This window comes from Caulobacter sp. GSs2 (assembly GCF_058680895.1).
In genome coordinates, this window is the sequence record NZ_CM178725.1 from 1,067,483 (window position 1) to 1,084,995 (window position 17,513).

General features: G+C 67.1%; 17 protein-coding genes and 1 other RNA gene. 4 read left to right on the top strand and 14 right to left on the bottom strand.

Annotated features, from left to right (window positions below; genetic code table 11):
* Positions 1-29: 29 nt before the first annotated feature.
* From ACW17Z_RS05270 to ftsW, 3 genes are all read right to left on the bottom strand, one after another.
* Positions 30-377 (bottom strand): hypothetical protein, encoded by a 348-nt coding sequence (locus ACW17Z_RS05270; RefSeq protein WP_492057873.1) that lies wholly within the window; start codon positions 375-377, stop codon positions 30-32.
* A gap of 67 nt (positions 378-444) precedes the next feature.
* Positions 445-1,533, bottom strand: coding sequence for an undecaprenyldiphospho-muramoylpentapeptide beta-N-acetylglucosaminyltransferase (gene murG / locus ACW17Z_RS05275; RefSeq protein WP_492057875.1), 1,089 nt, complete (start codon positions 1,531-1,533; stop codon positions 445-447).
* Position 1,534: 1 nt separating this feature from the next.
* On the bottom strand, positions 1,535-2,707 hold the full coding sequence (ftsW, locus tag ACW17Z_RS05280) for a putative lipid II flippase FtsW (protein WP_419255877.1): 1,173 nt from the start codon (positions 2,705-2,707) through the stop codon (positions 1,535-1,537).
* 152 nt (positions 2,708-2,859) lie between these two features.
* Between ftsW and ACW17Z_RS05285 the strand changes: the two genes are divergently transcribed.
* Positions 2,860-3,471: a peptidylprolyl isomerase gene (locus ACW17Z_RS05285; protein ID WP_492057877.1), complete on the top strand. Its 612-nt coding sequence runs from the start codon at positions 2,860-2,862 to the stop codon at positions 3,469-3,471.
* Positions 3,472-3,650: 179 nt separating this feature from the next.
* Here the strand turns inward: ACW17Z_RS05285 and ACW17Z_RS05290 are convergent, their stop codons facing one another.
* Complete coding sequence (locus ACW17Z_RS05290) at positions 3,651-4,157, bottom strand: hypothetical protein (protein ID WP_492057879.1); 507 nt, start codon at positions 4,155-4,157, stop codon at positions 3,651-3,653.
* Between the two features lie 438 nt (positions 4,158-4,595).
* Here ACW17Z_RS05290 and ACW17Z_RS05295 point away from each other — a divergent pair, with 438 nt between their 5' ends.
* Positions 4,596-5,258: a hypothetical protein gene (locus ACW17Z_RS05295; RefSeq protein WP_492057880.1), complete on the top strand. Its 663-nt coding sequence runs from the start codon at positions 4,596-4,598 to the stop codon at positions 5,256-5,258.
* Positions 5,259-5,270: 12 nt separating this feature from the next.
* Here ACW17Z_RS05295 and murD read toward each other — a convergent pair whose 3' ends face one another.
* The 10 genes from murD to ACW17Z_RS05345 form a co-directional block, all read right to left on the bottom strand.
* Positions 5,271-6,686 (bottom strand): UDP-N-acetylmuramoyl-L-alanine--D-glutamate ligase, encoded by a 1,416-nt coding sequence (murD, locus tag ACW17Z_RS05300; RefSeq protein ID WP_492057882.1) that lies wholly within the window; start codon positions 6,684-6,686, stop codon positions 5,271-5,273.
* A gap of 11 nt (positions 6,687-6,697) precedes the next feature.
* Positions 6,698-7,810: a phospho-N-acetylmuramoyl-pentapeptide-transferase gene (mraY, locus tag ACW17Z_RS05305; RefSeq protein ID WP_492057883.1), complete on the bottom strand. Its 1,113-nt coding sequence runs from the start codon at positions 7,808-7,810 to the stop codon at positions 6,698-6,700.
* Positions 7,810-9,198, bottom strand: coding sequence for a UDP-N-acetylmuramoyl-tripeptide--D-alanyl-D-alanine ligase (locus ACW17Z_RS05310; protein WP_492057884.1), 1,389 nt, complete (start codon positions 9,196-9,198; stop codon positions 7,810-7,812). The genes mraY and ACW17Z_RS05310 overlap by 1 nt, the downstream gene beginning before the upstream one ends.
* Positions 9,191-10,648 carry a UDP-N-acetylmuramoyl-L-alanyl-D-glutamate--2,6-diaminopimelate ligase gene (locus ACW17Z_RS05315; RefSeq protein ID WP_492057885.1) on the bottom strand — a complete coding sequence of 486 codons (1,458 nt, stop codon included), beginning with the start codon at positions 10,646-10,648 and terminating at the stop codon, positions 9,191-9,193. Before ACW17Z_RS05315 ends, ACW17Z_RS05310 begins: the two co-directional genes overlap by 8 nt.
* Positions 10,645-12,408 carry a peptidoglycan D,D-transpeptidase FtsI family protein gene (locus ACW17Z_RS05320; RefSeq protein ID WP_492057886.1) on the bottom strand — a complete coding sequence of 588 codons (1,764 nt, stop codon included), beginning with the start codon at positions 12,406-12,408 and terminating at the stop codon, positions 10,645-10,647. Before ACW17Z_RS05320 ends, ACW17Z_RS05315 begins: the two co-directional genes overlap by 4 nt.
* Positions 12,405-12,836: a cell division protein FtsL gene (gene ftsL, locus ACW17Z_RS05325; RefSeq protein WP_492057887.1), complete on the bottom strand. Its 432-nt coding sequence runs from the start codon at positions 12,834-12,836 to the stop codon at positions 12,405-12,407. Before ftsL ends, ACW17Z_RS05320 begins: the two co-directional genes overlap by 4 nt.
* Entirely contained in the window at positions 12,833-13,771 is a 939-nt protein-coding gene (rsmH, locus tag ACW17Z_RS05330) for a 16S rRNA (cytosine(1402)-N(4))-methyltransferase RsmH (RefSeq protein ID WP_492057888.1), read from the bottom strand. The genes ftsL and rsmH overlap by 4 nt, the downstream gene beginning before the upstream one ends.
* Positions 13,768-14,232: a division/cell wall cluster transcriptional repressor MraZ gene (locus ACW17Z_RS05335; RefSeq protein ID WP_419317791.1), complete on the bottom strand. Its 465-nt coding sequence runs from the start codon at positions 14,230-14,232 to the stop codon at positions 13,768-13,770. Before ACW17Z_RS05335 ends, rsmH begins: the two co-directional genes overlap by 4 nt.
* Before the next feature lie 290 nt (positions 14,233-14,522).
* Positions 14,523-14,917: RNase P RNA component class A (gene rnpB, locus ACW17Z_RS05340), an RNA gene on the bottom strand.
* Positions 14,918-15,155: 238 nt separating this feature from the next.
* Entirely contained in the window at positions 15,156-16,076 is a 921-nt protein-coding gene (locus tag ACW17Z_RS05345) for a LysR substrate-binding domain-containing protein (protein ID WP_492057889.1), read from the bottom strand.
* 87 nt (positions 16,077-16,163) lie between these two features.
* Between ACW17Z_RS05345 and ACW17Z_RS05350 the strand changes: the two genes are divergently transcribed.
* Both ACW17Z_RS05350 and ACW17Z_RS05355 read left to right on the top strand, forming a co-directional pair.
* Positions 16,164-16,589 (top strand): DUF4267 domain-containing protein, encoded by a 426-nt coding sequence (locus ACW17Z_RS05350; RefSeq protein WP_492057890.1) that lies wholly within the window; start codon positions 16,164-16,166, stop codon positions 16,587-16,589.
* Positions 16,586-17,506, top strand: coding sequence for an alpha/beta fold hydrolase (locus tag ACW17Z_RS05355; protein ID WP_492057891.1), 921 nt, complete (start codon positions 16,586-16,588; stop codon positions 17,504-17,506). The genes ACW17Z_RS05350 and ACW17Z_RS05355 overlap by 4 nt, the downstream gene beginning before the upstream one ends.
* Positions 17,507-17,513: the final 7 nt, after the last annotated feature.

Genomic DNA, 17,513 nt, shown 5'->3' on the forward strand with positions numbered 1-17,513 from the left:
TTGGAGAGGGCAAGAGCGGCGCGGCTCGGTCATTTGAACAGGTCGGTGGGCGCCTTGGTGTCGCCCGGCGTGTATTCGTAGAGCGGCACGCCACGCTCCTTGGCGGCGCGCATCAGCACCACGCCACTCAGGCGCATGGCGCGGGACAGCGCCACGATGTGATCTTCGCCGATACCGCGCAGGCTGTGCTGTTGACCCAGGAAGGTGAAGGACGCCCTCGCCCAGTGCGTCTCGCAGGTGTCGCAGTAGGGCGCAGGCTCGACGGTGTGAGCCAGTTCGAAGCGGATCGGCAAATCCCGCTCTTCGCCGTCGAAGTCCCGAAAGTGGACAACCCGCGTTGCGAAATACTCGAACGGTACAGCGTCCCAGTCGCACATGCCGCCCCCTGTCGCCCAGCCGGCTTCAACCTAGGGCAACGAGAACAAATTGCAACTTTCGAGTGCGTCAGGCGCGCGCCGTCCGCTCCACCAGATCGGCCAGCGCCTCGGCCGCGTCCGGCTTGGCCACTGACCGCGCGCCGTCCGACATCCGCGCCAGGCGCTCGGGGTTCTTGAGCAGGGCGTTGAGGGCGCCGGCCATGGCGTCGACGGTCAGCTCGTCCTCGAAGCACACGGCGGCGCCGCCGGCTTCCTCGAGCAGGCGGGCGTTGAAGCGCTGGTGGTCGTCGGCGGCGATCTTCAGGGGCACCAGGATCGAGGGCCGGCCGGCGACGGCCAGTTCGGTGCAGGTCGAGGCGCCCGAGCGGCCGATCACCAGGTGCGACTGGCGCAGATAGCCGGCCATGTCGCGGAAGAACGGCGCGACCTCGCAGTCGACCATGGCGTTGCGATAGACCTTGCGGGCGTGTTCCAGGCTCTCGGCCCGGGCCTGCTGGAAGACCTTCAGGCGGCCGCGCATCTCTTCGGGCAGCTTGGCGATGGCCTCGGGGATCAGTTCCGACAGCAGGCGGGCGCCCTGGCTGCCGCCGGTGACCAGGATGCGCAACTGCACTTCCGGCGGCAGATAAGGCACGTCGAACAGGGCGCGCACCGGCGGACGCACGGGGTTGCCGACGACGTGGGCGCGGGCCTTTACGGCGGGACTGGCCTTTTCCAGGATCGGGAAGGCGCAGGCCACTTCATTGACGCGGGGCGCCAGGAAGCGGTTGACCCGGCCCAGCACCGCGTTCTGCTCGTGGATCACCGTGGGGCGGCCCTGGGTCAGGGCGCCGAGCAAGGCGGGAAGCGCGGGATAGCCGCCGAAACCCACCACCACGGCCGGGTCCAGGCGCTTGAAGGCGGATCTCGCCTGCAGCACGCCCTGGGCGACCACGAAGCCGGCCTTGAGCATGCCGATCGGGTCGCCGGCCTTGGCCGTGGCGGCCGACAGGGCCAGACGCTCTTCGGCCGGGAACTTGTCGGCATAGATCGCGCCGCGATCATCGGTGGCCAGCACCACGCGCCAGCCACGGGCGCCGAGGGTTTCAGCCAGGGCCTGGGCGGGGAACATGTGACCGCCGGTACCCCCGGCGGCGACGACAACAAGCTTGCTCATGTCAGTTGAACGCGCCGCCCTGGGTAAACTCGCCGGAGGGGCCATAGGCGCCCGGACGCTTGCGCAGCAGGGCCAGGGCCAGGCCCAAAGTCAGTCCCATCGCAAGCATCGACGATCCCCCGTAGCTGATGAACGGAAGCGTCATGCCCTTGGTCGGGATCATGTTCAAGTTCACCGCGATATTGATCATCGCCTGCTGGCCCACCAACACGAACAAACCGGCGGCGGCGACCTGCTCGAAGGTGTCGTTCAGCTTCATGGCCTTCATCATGCCGCGCACCACCACGAAGGCGAACAGGCCGATCAGCGACAGGGAGAACACCAGGCCATATTCCTCGGCGGCGACCGAATAGATGAAGTCGGTGTGCAGGTCGGGCACGTGGCGCTTCATGACGCCCTCGCCCGGGCCGCGTCCGAACAGGCCGCCGGCGTTGATGGCCTCGGCGGCGCGGGTGATCTGGTGGGTGTCGGCCTGGTCGGGGCTGAGGAACTTCTGCACCCGGGCATGCACGTGGTCGAACAGGAAATAGGTCGAGAACAGTCCCGCCACCGCGACCCCGCCCAGGCCCATGATCCAGCTGATCGGCACCCCGGCCATCCAGAAGGCGGCCCCGAAGGCCACGGTGATCAACACGGTCTGGCCCACATCGGGCTGGATCAGCAGCAGGCCCACGGCGATGGCGTACAGCAGGAAGGCGATCGACACCCCCGGCACCCCCTCGCCCTTCTGGCCCTCGGCGAACATCCACGAGACCAGCACGATCAGGGCCGGCTTCATGAACTCGGACGGCTGCAGGGTGAAGCCGGCGAACTGCACCCACCGGGTGGCGCCCTTGGCGTTGTGGCCGATGAACGGCAAGGCGATCATCACCGCGATGGCCGCCACATAGACGAAGAAGGCCGTGCGCCGCACGCCCTTGGGCGACAGCATCGAGGTCCCAAGCAGGATCACCGCCGAGGCGCTGGCGAAGACGCACATGCGCAGGGCGAAATGGAACTGGTCGTCGATGCCGATCCGCTGGGCCGCCGCTGGGCTGGAGGCGAACGACAGCAGCACGCCCAGGGTGACCAGGATCGCCGTGGCGCCCAGCAGCCAGCGGTCGGTCGTCCACCACCAGATGCCGATCGCGGTGCGGTCGGTTCTGGCGAAGGCGTGGGTGGTCTGGGTCGACATGTCCGGAGAGTCGGCGCGCAGGGTTAATGGAACATTGCTGCAGCGCTTCCCGGCCGGGGATATGCGGCGAAAGGCGGCGGACTTTTGGGGTGTGGATGGGCCGGCGGCGGCGCGCTAAGGGTGAGGCCGCTGTTTGCCGCCCGAGGATGACGATGAAAGACGCCTGGATCGCCCGCCGAAGCCTGCTGGTCGGGGCCGGACTGTTGCTGGTCACCCCCCTGTCGGCGCACGCCCAGAGCGCCAAGCCCCGGGTGGCGATCGAGACCGCGCTGGGCGTGATCGTGGTGGAACTGGAAGACAAGAAGGCGCCGATCACGAGCGCCAACTTCCTGCGCTATGTCGACAAGAAGAAGTTCGACGGCGGCAGCTTCTATCGCGCCTCGCGGGCCCGGGGCGCGCCGGCCAACGGCTCGATCCAGGCCGGCCCGTCGATCCGCACCCGCCGCTTCGCGCCCATCGCCCATGAGAGCACGCGGATGACGGGCATCCGCCACAAGGCCGGGACGATCTCGATGGCCCGCAACGAGCCGGGCAGCGCCACGGCCGACTTCTTCATCTGCGCCAGCCCGATGGCCTATCTCGACGCCAAGCCCGGCGCGGCCGGTGATAACCAGGGCTTCGCGGCCTTCGGCACGGTGGTCAAGGGCATGGACGTGGTGCGCAAGATCCTGGCCTCGAAGACGGACGGCGTGCCGCAGAACCCGAGCATGAAGGGTCAGATGATCAATCCGCCGGTGGCGATTGTGGGGGTTAGGCGGGTTTAGGAACCCTGCCTGCAACCCTCTCTCATAGAGAGAGGGAGGGGCCCGCCGCCGCAGGCGGTGGGAGGGTGAGAGGTTTCGCCGCCGGCCGGAGAAACCTCGAGTCTTCCACGGTGGGCGCCGCATCCAGGCGCGGACTTGTTGAGATACGCGGTCCGTCCCGCGAGCGCGTTGAGTAAGCCCTATTCCTCCGCATAGGTGAAAGCGCCGCGACGCTCCAAGAGTTCATAGAGGCTTCTCGAAATCGCGCCGACTTCGGCGGCTATTTTCGGTAGTTCGGCTGGAAGTAGTTGAGTGATGCGTTCTTCTATCGGGACCTTGAACCACGAGACGGCTGCCGGTGCGTTGTCATGGTCGCGCAGTCGGCACCAATGACCGTGGATCGCCAAGTTCCTCAGTGGGGCAACCTCGATCACGCGCTCGCAAAGAGATGTGAACGCGTCTCGGTCGTCTGGTTGGCATACGTCAATAACCAGCGTGGAGAGCCTCTTAGCCCGAGCGCTGATGTCGCGAGGCAGCGTTGTCTTACGCCCCTCCGTAAACGTAAGGCCCTGTACGTTGTAGAGAGCCGCTTCGACGCAATACTCAACCTGAGACCACAGAACGGACAGCGTTCCGATCCATTCGAGATCGCCCGGTTCTATCGGGATGGTGAACGCGGCGAAGATGACGACTTTCTTATCCGACAAATTGAGCCCTTTCAGCGAGGCATGTCAGCGTGACGAGGATACATTCGTCTGACGAATGTCGTTCCCAGCTCCAAGGCCGGCGGCAGTAAAACTGGCGGCCCATTTTCTTATGTCGCTTGGGTTTGTGGGAACGGGGAAACGGAAATTAAAGTGGGAAGCTACTTCCCAGTTCTTGTGCCACGTGGCCGGCCAAAGCGGCCAGGCCGCGCCCTGAAATCCTTGGAGGCGAGCTTGCTCTGGCTGACGGCCTCGTCAAGGACGGCCCCTGCGGGGCCGCCGCCTCGCGGCGACGCGAGAGCGTCGTCCTTGACGAGGCCGTCAGCCAGAGCTCCAATTCCACCAAGGGTTTTAGGACGGGCTGCACCCGCGTTGGCGGATAGCAATGTCACTTTTTAGGAACATGATGCTAAATCTTCAGACGTGTAAAATAGCTACTTCATGACAAAACATGACGAACGCCTGTGCTGTGCATCCGCGCTTCTTATCGCGTTTATCTCTTGCGTCATATTTGGGGCCGCTATCGGCAAGGAAGTCTGCGGCCCAGCCGTCGCCGGCGCGACGATGGTCGCCTGTCAAAGAGTTGAAGACAATCAGGGCCTGATATCGATTGTCGCGCTACTATCTGCTCTAGGCCTTTTCTACCTAGAAACAGTTCGCGCAAATAAGGCTGCGTCACTGGCCTTGAGGATAGAAAAACGAAACCAAATTCAAGCTGACGTAGATAGTCTCGAAGATTTTTGCAACGTCGTCTCCGACGTCGTTGCTGACGTAGAATCGGTGGCAGTAGGGCTAGAAGCTGGTCAACCAGTCATGGTCGATGGGTGGCATGACGCACTGTACTATCAGCGACGTTTTCCTGAATTGGCTGCAGCGATAGATGCGCTCATCCCCGCAGCTCCACTCGACGCAAAGATGCGGATCATTCTTCCGAGAATTCGCCGCTTGATCGAACTCGTTCCCGCGCCGGCCAACGGTGGCTTCAATTTGACCGGCCAAGTCATTGCCAAACTGAACGAGTCCTTGTCCGAGATGATCGCTCGAAAGAAAGAACTTATTGAAAGTCTCAAGGTGCAGATAATAGCTTTGCCGCTAGAAGAATAGGCCGAAAGCCACCTACCCCCGCGCCGCCTTAACCCCGATCTTCCCCAGCCCCTCGACCGCCGCGCGGAACGCCTCGCCGCGGGCCTCAAAGTCCGCGAACTGGTCGAACGACGCGCAGGCCGGCGACAGCAGGACGATGGCGTCCTCGCCGCTGTCCATGGCGTCCGAAAACGCCGCCGCCGTGGCGACCTCGATCGAGCCGCACAGCCGCACCGGGGCCTTGCCCTCCAGCGTGGCGGCGAAGTCTTCGGCCGCGTCGCCGATCAGATAGGCCTTGGCGACGCGCGGGAAGAGGTCGGTCAGCTCGCTGATGCCGCCGGCCTTGGGCACGCCGCCGGCGATCCAGTAGAACTTGGGATAGCTGCTCATCGCCTGGCGGGCGGCGTCGGCGTTGGTGGCCTTGCTGTCGTTGACGAAGCGCACGCGGCCGATCTTGCCGACGGTCTCCATGCGGTGGGCCAAACCCGGGAAGGTCATCAGGCCCTCGACCACGTCATGGGCCGGGATGCCGATGGCGGTGGCGGCGGCGTAGGCGGCGCAGGCGTTCTGCCAGTTGTGGCGGCCCGGCAGGCTGCGGGCGCGCAGCAGGTCGGCCATCTCGGTGACCCGGTCGCCGGTGGCGTCATACAGCACGCCCTGCAGGGCGTAGACGCCCCGGCCCATGGCCTTGCCGGCGCTGATCGGCCAGATGGTGCGGCGGTTGGCGGCGGTGATCTCGGTGCAGATCTGCTGGCACCACGGATCATCGACGCCGATGATGGCGGTGTCGCCCTTGCCCTGGTTGAGGAAGATCCGGCGCTTGGCGGCGATATAGCCGTCCATGCCGCCGTGACGGTCCAGGTGGTCGGGCGAGATGTTGAGCAGCACCGTGGCGTCGGCCTTGAGGCTGCTGGTCAGGTCCAACTGGTATGAGGAGAGTTCCAGCACGTAGACCGCGCCGCCGTGCATGTCTTCCAGGCCCAGCACGCCGGTCCCGATATTGCCGCCCACGCGAGTGTCGCGGCCGGCCGAGGCGCACAGGTGGCCGATCAGGGCCGTGGTGGTGGATTTGCCGTTGGTGCCGGTGATGGCGATGATCTTGGGGCGCTTGTGCGGCGGGGCGGCATTGACCGTGCGGGCGAATAGCTCGATGTCGCCGACGATCTCGACCCCGGCGTCGCGGGCCATCTTCACCGTCCAGTGCGGCTGGGGATGGGTCAGGGGCACGCCGGGCGACAGCATCAGGGCCGAGAACAGGCTCCAGTCAGCCGAGCGCAGGTCGACGACCTTGAAGCCCTCGGCCATGGCGGCGTCCTGGCTGGCGGGGTTCTCGTCCCACACCGCCACATTGGCCCCGCCGGCCACGAGGGCGCGCGCGGCCGTCAGGCCGGTGCGGCCCAGGCCGAACACCGCGACGGTCTTGCCCTCGAAACCACGGACGGGGATCATGATCTGGCTCCCTATCTCAGCTTCAGGGTGGCGAGGCCGACGAAGGACAGCATCATCGCCACGATCCAGAAGCGGATCACGACGGTGGATTCAGGCCAGCCCAGCTTTTCGAAATGGTGGTGGATCGGGGCCATCAAGAAGACCCGCTTGCCGGTCTTCTTGAAGTAGCCGACCTGGATGATGACGCTGAGCGCCTCGGCCACGAACAAACCACCGACAATGCCCAGCACCAGCTCGTGCTTGGAGCACACGGCGATCGCGCCCAGGGCGCCGCCCAAGGCCAGGGATCCGGTGTCGCCCATGAAGATCTTGGCGGGGGGCGCGTTGTACCAGAGGAAGCCCATGCCCCCGCCGATGATCGCGCCGCACAGCACCGCCAGCTCGCCGACGCCCGGCGCGAAGTGCAGGTTCAGATAGTCGGCGAACTTGTAGTTGCCCACGAGGTAGGTGATCAGGCCGAAGGTCGCCGCCGCGATCATCACCGGCACGATGGCCAGGCCGTCCAAGCCGTCGGTCAGGTTCACGGCGTTGGAGAAGCCGGCGATGGTGACGGCGGCAAAGGCCACGTAGAACCAGCCCAGATTGATCACCAGCGTCTTGAAGAACGGGAAGACCAGGCTGGTTTCCATGCCCGGCGCCATGTCTTCCTTGGGCGCAAACAGGATCAGCAGCACGGTGGCGGCGATGGCCACGATGAACTGGGCGACCAGCTTCTGGCCGCTGGAGAGACCGGCCGTGGTCTGCTTGGTGACCTTGGCGTAGTCGTCCATGAAGCCCAGCACGCCGTAGCTGCCGGTGATCAGCAGCACCACCCAGACATGGACGTTGCGCAGGTCGGCCCACAGGATGGCGCCCACGAACAGGCCGGCCAGGATCATGAAGCCGCCCATGGTGGGCGTGCCGGCCTTTTCGGTGATGTGGCGGGCGATGCCGTCGGTGCGGATCGGCTGGCCCTTGCCCTGGCGGGCCTTCATCCAGCGGATGAAGCGCGAGCCCATGGCGACGGCGACGATATAGGCCGTCAGCATGGCCATGCCGGTCCTGAAGGTCAGGTACTTCAGCAGGTTGAGCAGCGGCACGTGCTCTTGGCCGCGCGCCAGCCATTCATACAGAAAATACAGCATCAGCCCCGTCCCCCAAGATCAAGCGCCGCCAGAGCCTTGGCCAAAACGCCAGCCCTGGAGCCATTCGACCCCTTAACCATCACCACGTCGCCCGGCCGGATCGCGGCCGCCAGCTCCGTCGTTAACTTTTCGGTAACCTCCGCGTAGCCGCCCCGCCGAGTCGGCGGAAGCGCCTCCCACAGTGATTTCATGTGGACGCCTGCCAGAAAGACAAGATCGACGTTGGCGGCGTCCAGCGGGCCTGCAAGCTCGGCGTGAAACCGGGCGCTGCCCTCGCCCAGTTCGAGCATGTCGGTCAAAACGGTGATCCGCCGGCCCGCAACCTTGCGCGCGCCCAGCGTCGTCAGGGCCGCCTGCATCGAGACCGGATTGGCGTTGTAGCTCTCGTCGACCAGGGTGAAGGCGCCGCCGTCGATCTTGACGATCGTCTCGGCGCCGCGCCCCTCGATCGGCTCGAACGTCGCCAGGGCCCGCAAGGCGGTGTCGCGGTCCACGCCCAGGGCCTCCAGCATCAGCAGCACGCACAGGCTGTTGGGGCCCCAGTGGACGCCCGTCTGCAGAAGCGGGAACTTGATCAGCTCGCCGCGCAGATCGACGGTGACCAGCGCGCCGTCGTCAATGACCTGGAAGTCGAGCAGCCGGGCGGTGACGTCCTCGCCCGAGCCGAAGCTCCAGACGGCCGCGCCGGCCTTCTCGGCCTCGGCCTTCAGCAGATCGAACCAGGGGTTGTCGGCGTTCAGCACGGCCACGCCCTCGGGCTCCAGGCCGGCGAAGATCTCGGCCTTGGCGCGGGCGACGCCCGCCTCGCCGTCAGCGAAGTTTTCCAGGTGCACGGGGCCGACGGTGGTGATGGCTACGGCGTGCGGACGGATCATCCGCGACAGCGGCACGATCTCGTCGGCGTGGTTCATGCCGACCTCGAACACGGCGCGTTCAGTGTCGCGCGGCATGCGGGCCAGGGTCAGGGGAACGCCGATATGGTTGTTGTACGACTTGACCGAGGCATGGGCCTTGCCGGCCAGGCGCAGGCCGGCCTCGACGGCGCGGGTGACGCTGGTCTTGCCGACCGAGCCGGTGATCGCGCCGCGACGGGCCTGAGGGGCACGCAGGCGGGCCGCCTCGCCCAGCCGTTCCAGGCCCCGGAAGGTGTCCTCGACCAGCACCGCCGGCACCGGCACGGGCTTGGAGACGAGCGCGCCCGCCGCGCCCTTGTCATTGGTCTGGACGACGAACTCATGGCCATCGCGCGCGCCGGTCAGGGCCACGAACAGGTCGCCCGGCTCGATGCTGCGGCTGTCGATCGAGACGCCGGTCGCGGCGAAGTCCTGCGTGACCTTGCCGCCGGTCGCGGCGGCGATCTCTTGGGCGGTCCAGAGGGGCTCAGACATCAGCCATCTCCAGCGCGGCGAGGGTCTCGGTGACATCGTCGAACGGGTGATTGACGCCGGCCACCAGCTGGCCCTGCTCGTGCCCCTTGCCGGCCACCACCAGCACGTCGCCTTCGACCATCTGGGCGGCGGCGGCGCGGATCGCGGCGCGGCGGTCGCCGATCTCGGTGGCGCCGGGCGCGGCGGCCAGGATGGCGGCGCGGATCGAGGCGGGCTCTTCCGAACGCGGATTGTCGTCGGTGACGATGGCGATATCGGCCAGCCGCGCGGCGATCTCGCCCATCAAGGGCCTTTTGCCCCGATCACGATCACCGCCCGCGCCGAACACCACAATCAGCTTGCCGGCCGTGTGGGGGCGCAGGGCTTCCAGGACGGTCTCCAGACCATCGGGCGTGTGGGCATAGTCGACATAGGCCTCGCCGCCCCGGGCGCCGCGACCCACGCGCTGCAGCCGTCCGGCCGCGCCTTCCAGGCTCTCCAGCGCTTTCAGTACAGCGGCCGCGTCCTCGCCGGTGGCGATGCACAGGCCTGCCGCGACCAGCACGTTGCTGGCCTGGAACCCGCCGGCCAGCGGCAGCTCAACGGTGTAGGTCTGGCCCGCCGCCTCGACCGTCAGGGTCTGGCCATGCGGGGTCAGGGCGCGCGAGACCAGCTTGAGCCCCTGCCCTTCGTCGCCGACGGAGAACACGCTCTGGCCCGAGGTCACCGCCGTGGCGGCGAAGACCGGAAACGCGTCGCTATCGCTGTTCAGCACCGCCGTCGCGCCCATCGGCAGCAGGGCGTCGAACAGGCGCAGCTTGGCGTCGCGATAGCTCTCCATCGAGCCGTGATAGTCGAGGTGATCCTGGGTAAAGTTGGTGAAGCCGGCGGCCTTCAGGCTCACCCCGTCCAGGCGGCGCTGATCCACGCCGTGCGAGGAGGCCTCGACCGCCAGGTGGGTGACGCCCTCGCGCGCCAGACGCGCCATCATCTCGGCCACATCGGCCGCGTCGGGAGTGGTGAGGCCGGGAGGGGTCAGTTGCTGGTCCGCAGCGCCGGGCCCACTGACCACGACGCCCAGGGTTCCCATGCTGGCGGCCTTGTGACCGAGTCGCGCGAAGATCTGGCGACAGAAGCCGGCCACCGAGGTCTTGCCGTTGGTGCCGGTGATGGCGATGCAGGTCGCCGGCTGGGCGCCCCAGAAGGCGGCCGAGGCCAGGGCGTAGGCGCGGCGCGGATCCTCGACCTTCACGGTCGGGACCGAAAAGGTCTCCATGCCGACCGGACCCAGCACGGCGGCCGCGCCGGCGGCGATGGCCCCGGGGGCGAAGCTGGCGCCATCGACTTTCGTGCCCGGCAGGGCCGCGAACAGGGTTCCAGGCCCGACCTTGCGGCTGTCGGCCGTGACACCGGTGATCACCGGGTTGTCTGGCAGGTCGCGCTGGAGAAGGTCGGAAAGCGTCTTGGTCACAGGCCGGTTCCGGGGCTGGTGTTTTGCGAGTTGGAGACGGTCATGATCTGAGGCTTGCGATGCACGCCCAGGAACGGGGCGATACGCTCGATCACCTTGCCGGCGGCCGGCGCCGCTACCCAGCCGCCCGTCGAGAAACCGAAGGTGCGGGCGTTGCCCTTGGGTTCGTCCAGCAGGATCAGCACGAAATAGCGGTCGGCCTCCAGCGGGCCGTCGGTCGGGAACACCGCCGCGAAGGACGAGACCTGACGCTGGTGGTTATAGGCCTTGAGGGCGGGGTCGTACTTCTCGCCGGTGCCGGTCTTGCCGCCCACCGACAGGCCGGCCACGTCGGCCTTGCCGCCACTGCCGCCTTCGCCGGGAATGACATTGGCCCGCATGATCCGCAGCATCTGTTGCGAGGTTTCCTCGGTCAGCACGCGCGGACCTTCGGGCCGCACGCCCTGGGCCAGCTTGCGGATGGTCAGGGGCGGACGGGCGCCGCCGTTCAGCAGTGGGCCCATGGCCTCGGCCAGGGCCAGGGGCGTGATGTTCATGCCGTGACCGAACGAAGTGGAGGCGACTGCGTCCTCGTCCCACTTGCGCGGGGTCAGGGGGCGGGCCGATTCCAGCAGCTCGACCTTGGCCGGCTTGGTCAGGCCCAGATTGGCGAAATACTGGCTCAGCCGCTGGGCCCCGACGCCGACCGCCAGCTTGGCGGTGCCGATGTTGGACGAGTGCTTGAACACCTCGACCAGGGTCAGGATCGCCTTGGCGGCGTGGTAGTCGTGGATCGTCCGATAGCCCAGCTTGTAGGGCTCGCGAGCGTCGAAGGTCGAGGTCGGGGTGGCGACGCCGGTGTCCAGGCCGATGGCCACGGTAAAGGCCTTGAAGGTCGAGCCCATTTCATACACCGCGCCGGCCGCCCGGTTCAGCTTCTGGTCGTCGGTGGCGGTTCCGGCCTTGTTGGGATCGAAGTCGGGATAGCTGGCCATGCCCAGGATTTCGCCGGTGTGGACATTGGTCACCAGGCCCACCGCGCCGCGCGGCTGGAACTCCTGCGCAGCCTTGCGCAACTCGTCTTCCAGGGCGGCCTGCACGCGGATGTCGATCGACAGGACGGTGGGACCACCGCCGCCGGCCGCCTGCCGGATCGGCTTGTCCAGAGCCCGCTCGGCCCCGGCCAGACCCTTGCCGCCGCTGTCGACGAAACCGACCAGATGAGCGGCGGTGGCGCCCAGCGGATAGACCCGGCGACCCTGCTCCTCGAACGAGATGCCCGGCAAACCAAGGTTGAAGATGGCGTCCTTCTGCTCAGGCGTCAGGCCGCCCAGCAGAAAGGTGCGACGGTCGCCGAACACGACCTTGTCCAGGCGCTTGGCGGGCACTTCGGGCAGGGCCTTGCCGAGTGCGCGACGCGCTTCGGGCTTGTCCCAGACTTCCTTGGGATCGACGTACAGGGCGTAGTGGGTCAGGTCGACGGCCAGCAGGCGACCATCGCGGTCCACCAGATCGCCCCGCGCGCCCTCGGTCGAGGCCATATAGCCCGCGCCCTTGCCGGCGTTGGAGAACAGGGCCGAAGCGCTTGCCCCCAGGGCCAGGCCCACGAAGCACAGGCCAAAAAAGGCCATCACGAAGAAGATGCGGATGCGGGTGTCGTCTTCGGGCTTGGCGGCGGCGCGCGAGCGCTCGAAGGCGTGTTCCAGGCGCCAGACGCGCTCGATCAACCAGCGCCAGGCGCCGGGCTGAAAGCCGGACGGACCCAGGTTGGAAAGGCTCATCGTGGCCCCTCCAGAATCGGCGCGCCATCCGCCCCCGGCTCGGGCGCATCGGCGGCCAGGGCGTCGGGCGCCGCCGTCTCGGCGTTAAGCTCGACGGGCGCGGGCGGCGCGCGGTTGCGGGCCACGTCGATCAGGGCGTCCTCGGTCGTCTCGTGGGAGGCCGCAACGGACTGCAGACCCATGGCCAGGGCCAGGGCCTCGATGCGGCGGGGCTGTTCCAGATGGGCGACCTCGGCCTCAAGCAGGCGCTTGCGAGCCTGCTCGTCCTCGATCTCGCGCTCGATGCGGGCGATCTCGTTGCGCTCGCGGCCGGCGACCGTCTTGGCCAGATAGACGCCGGTGACCAGGGTCAGCAAAACGCCCAGACCGACGACTTCGACAATGCGAAAGCCGCGAACCCGACGATTGAACAGACCCGAGACACTCACGACAGATCCACCCAGATCGGAGCGGTCGTGCGGATGGCGGCGCGCAGCTTGGACGAGCGGGCGCGCGGATTGACCGCCAGCTCGGCCTCGCCCGGCGCGATGGCCTTGTTGGCGATCAGCTGGAAGCTGGCCGGCGCACCGGCCGGCGCCTGCGGCAGGTGGCGCGAACCGCCCGGCGTGCGCCCGGCCCGCTCGGCCAGGAAGTTTTTGACGATGCGGTCTTCCAGCGAATGGAAGCTGACCACCGCCAGCCGACCGCCTGGCTTGAGGATGACTTCGGCGGCGGCCAGCGCGGCCTCCAGCTCGGCCAGTTCTTCATTGACCGCGATGCGCAGGCCCTGGAACGAGCGGGTGGCCGGATGCACCTTGGCGCCCTTGCGGCCGCCCAGGGCGCGCTCGATCACATGGGCCAGATCCAGGGTGCGCTCGAACTTGCGCTCTTCGCGGCGGCGCACCAGGAAGCTGGCGATGCGGCGCGAGGCATGCTCCTCACCATAGACATAGAGGATGCGGGCCAGCTCGGTGTGGTCCAGCTCGTTGACGAGGTCGGCGGCCGTCGGACCGGTGTCGCTCATCCGCATGTCCAGCGGACCGTCGCGCATGAACGAGAAGCCGCGCTCGGCCTCGTCCAGCTGCATGGACGAGACGCCGATATCCAGCACCACGCCATCGACCGACTGCGGCTCGAAATGCTCGGCCATCTGCGAGAAGCGGTCCTGCACCAGACGGAAGCGGTCAGCCGGCAGGCCCTCCGCAAAGCGCTGAACGGTCGGGTCGCGGTCAAAGCCCACAACACTGGCGCCGGTGGCAAGGATGGCGCGGGTGTAGCCGCCCGCGCCAAAGGTGCCGTCGATGATCGTCTCGCCCGGCTTGGGGGCCAAGGCGTCAACGATCTCGTTGAGCAGGACGGAGATGTGGGGAGCGGCCTCGGTCATGCGCCACCCAACCTTGCGGTGCGCTGCTGAACCCGCATGGCCGCAAGACCTTCGCGGGCCAGTTCACGTTGCGCGGCGCGGTGGGCCTGGAAGGCCTCGCGCGACCAGATCTGAAAACGCTCACCCATACCGACGACAGTCACCCAATCACTCAGACCGAACATCTCGCACAGGTGATCGGGAAGCGTAATGCGACCAGCTGTATCAAACGACAGCCTGGCCATGCCGCCCAGCACGCTGGTCTCCAGCGCCGTGCGGACCGGATCGCCGAATTCCAGCTCCTCGATCACGCCCAAGTAACGGTCAAACAAGGCTTTTCCGCCACCTTCCAGGCAATCGGCCTCGATGGAGGGGAAGCAGACCACGCCGTCGAAGGGGCCCGAGATCGCCGCGCGGAAGTCCTGCGGCACAACGATGCGCCGCTTGCTGTCCACCTGCTTCTCGAACGTCGAGAGGAACACCGCGCCCTACCCCTTTAGACCCCGTCGGACGGCGAAACCCGATCGCTGCCGACCAAACTGGGTTAACATGGGATGAACTGGGAAACAATGACACCAGCGGGCATTTTGCCGCGAAAACAAAGATGTCGCACGGGCCCGTGACTTGTGATCACAAGCCATCAACAGAACATACACGGAACTATTAAGTGTTGGAGGCGCCCAAAGGCTTGCCCCGCAAAGGGTCAAATCGTCCGATGACGGGGGATGGGGGGCGTCGGCCCCCTCCCCGCCACAATCAAGACGGGGAGAGACGGACCAGACGGTCTGTAAGCCGGGTTCTGTGCCACCCTTGCCCCGAGAGGCGAGAATGCGACGATCATTCCTCTGGACCGCCCATTGCTGGACGGTTCTCGCGACCTACCCGAACCCTACTCAGCCAGTGACGGCCTAGTCGACGCGAGGTCGACGCGGGGTCCCTATTCGGTCTTGCTCCAGGCGGGGCTTGCCATGCCGTCCCTGTCGCCAGGTCCGCGGTGGGCTCTTACCCCACCCTTTCACCCTTCCCGCCCTCGAAAGGGAGGAGGTTTGCTTTCTGTGGCGCTATCCCTGGGATCGCTCCCGGCGGGCGTTACCCGCCGCCTTGTCACCGTGGAGCCCGGACTTTCCTCGGCCCTCTTGCGAGGACCGCGACCGCCCGACCGTCTGGTCCGGGACGGTGTTTGACGGCGGATGGGGCGCAGGTCAACTTTTCATCCGTTTTCCAGGGCGCAGGGTCGGGCGTCAGATGCTCCCCTTCCGGGGGAGCTGTCGCGGAGCGACTGAGGGGGGAGCGCCGGCGTGAATTGGGTGGAGCTCCATCTGGGCCAGCGCCGCGCAGCCCCCTCCGGCCCTCTGGGCCACCTCCCCCAGAGGAGGAGGATCAGCGGGGCCAGCGCCGCCCCCCATCACTGCAGCCGTTCGCGCTCCAGTCGTCGCAGCCGGGCGACATCCGCCTGCATCTCCTCGATCAGCCAGTGCATGAAGGCCTGGACGGTGGCGCTGGCGCGATCGGCCTTGCGGCAAACGACAAAATAGGCGCCCGCATCCACCGGGGGATGCTTCAGCGGCGCGACCAGCCGGCTGGCGTTCGGCGCATCGAGCACCAGCGGCAGCAGGCCCAGGAGCACGCCGCGCCCTTGCGCTGCGGCGTCGATCGCGGACGGGACATTGTCGAAGGTCAGGGTGCGGGCCGGCTTCAGGCCCGGGCAACCGACCCCCGCAAACCATTCCGGCCAACCCGCGCGGCCGACGCTCAGGTCGATCAAGGTGGCCCGGGCCAGGTCCTGTGGCGCCCGCACGGTCTGCGCCATCTCGGGCGTGCAAAGGGGCGTGGCGCGCAGGTCCAGCAGCTTGTGGCCGAACAGGCCGGGGGTTACGGCCGCAACATTGCGGATGGCGACATCGGCTTCGCCCTTCTCGAGATCCACCACCCGCGCCTCGGTGTCGATCGACAGGGAAAGGTCCGGATGCAGCGCCTCGAAGCGCGCCAGCCGGGGCACCAGCCAGACATTGGTGAACAGCGGCAGCGCCGCGATGCGCAGCCCTGCCGAGACGGACTGCCGCTTGGCCTGGCCAAGCGCGGTGTCGATGTCGAAGAAGGCTTGCGACAACCGCGCGCTCAGGGTCTCGCCGAGCGGCGTCAGGCGAACCTGCCGGACCTGGCGCAGAAACAGCGGCGCGCCGACCCAGGCTTCCACGGCCCGGACCTGGTGGCTGACCGCCGAGGGCGTCAGGCCCAGCTCCAGGCCCGCATCGCGAAAGCTCTGCCGCTGCGCCGCTACGGCGAAGATCCTAAGGGCGGAAAAGCTGGGGGCGTCGCGTTTCATAGGTGAAATTCATTCACCTATATGGGCGGAAACTCAAGCGTCCAGGCCGCGGTTGGCCCGCTAGTCTCCTCGTCCATAGGAGACATCATGACCTTGACACCATCCTCATCCCGCCGGCCCGTCCTGCGGACTTTCGGCTTTTGGCTGTCCGTGCCGCTGGCGCTCCTGCAGGCGGTGAACGTGGCGCGCGCGCTGTCCGATCCGACGGGCTTCGCCACCTATTATGGCGTGCCGGTCAGTGGCGCAGACGCTGTGGCCTGGGTGCAGGTCTATGCCCTGCGCACCGCCTTCGTCGCGGCGCTGGTGGCGATCTTCCTGGTCCGGCGGGATCTACGCGCCCTGTTCTGGACCGCGATCGCGGCGCTCATCCTGCCCCTGGGCGATGCCTGGCTGACCCATCAGGCCGGCGCCGCGCCTTCAATCGTGACGCGCCATTTCGCAACGGCGGGATATCTGGCCCTGACCTGCGTCGCGCTGTTCATCGCTAATCGCAACGCGGCGCGCCTGCCATGACCGGGAGGCTCAATCGTCTGGCCACGCGCCTGGATACGGCGGGCGCCATTGGCCGCATGCGCCGGCATCGGGAGGGCTGGCCGGCCCGCGCCTCCGAAGGCGTCAAGTTCTTCCAGTCGCCCAAGGTGCAGTATCGCTATCGCGAAGCCGGCAAGGGTCAAACCATCGTCTTCAGCGTCGATCCGCCGATGACGCTGGAAGTCTATGACGCCCTGATCGCGACCTTTGCCCAGCGTTTCCGCGTGATTGCGTTTGAGCTGCCGGCGATGGGCTTCTCGGCCGCTGCAGAAGACTATCGCTTCGGGTTTCGCGAAACCCATGACGACCTGGCGATCTTCCTCAAGGCCGTGGCCGGGCCAGGCGCCATCCTGGCGTTCTCTTGCGTCGCCGGTCATGCCGCCGTCGACATCGCCGCGCGCTATCCCGATCTCGTCTCTCGTCTGACCCTGTTGCAGGCCGGGGATGTCGCGGCGTTCAAGGCCTGGAAGGCCGCGCGCGATCCCAAGGGCATCCTGGCCAAGCCGATCCTGGGCCATGTCGCGATGCGCCGCATGGCGCCCAAACGCATGCCGGCCTGGTACGGGCTTTCTGTGGGCAAGCAGGAGATGATCGGCGATCTGTGCCGGTGTGCTGAGCGGTCCTTCCAGCACGGCGCCCAGTGGTCACTCGCCAGCGCCTACCAGTGCTACATGGACTCCGACGTCGAACTGCCGCGCGCCCACCAGCCCCTGCTTTCGATCTGGGGCGCGGCCGATCGTTCCCACCCCGCCGGCAACGCGCATTCCATCCAGCGCCTGCGACCGGATACGGCGTGCGTGACCTTTGACGATCTGGGTCACACGCCCGAGCTTGAGGATCCGCAGCGCGTCTTCGCCGCCATCGTGCGCTTCTGTGAGGCGAACCCGGCCAGGCCCTGAACGCAAG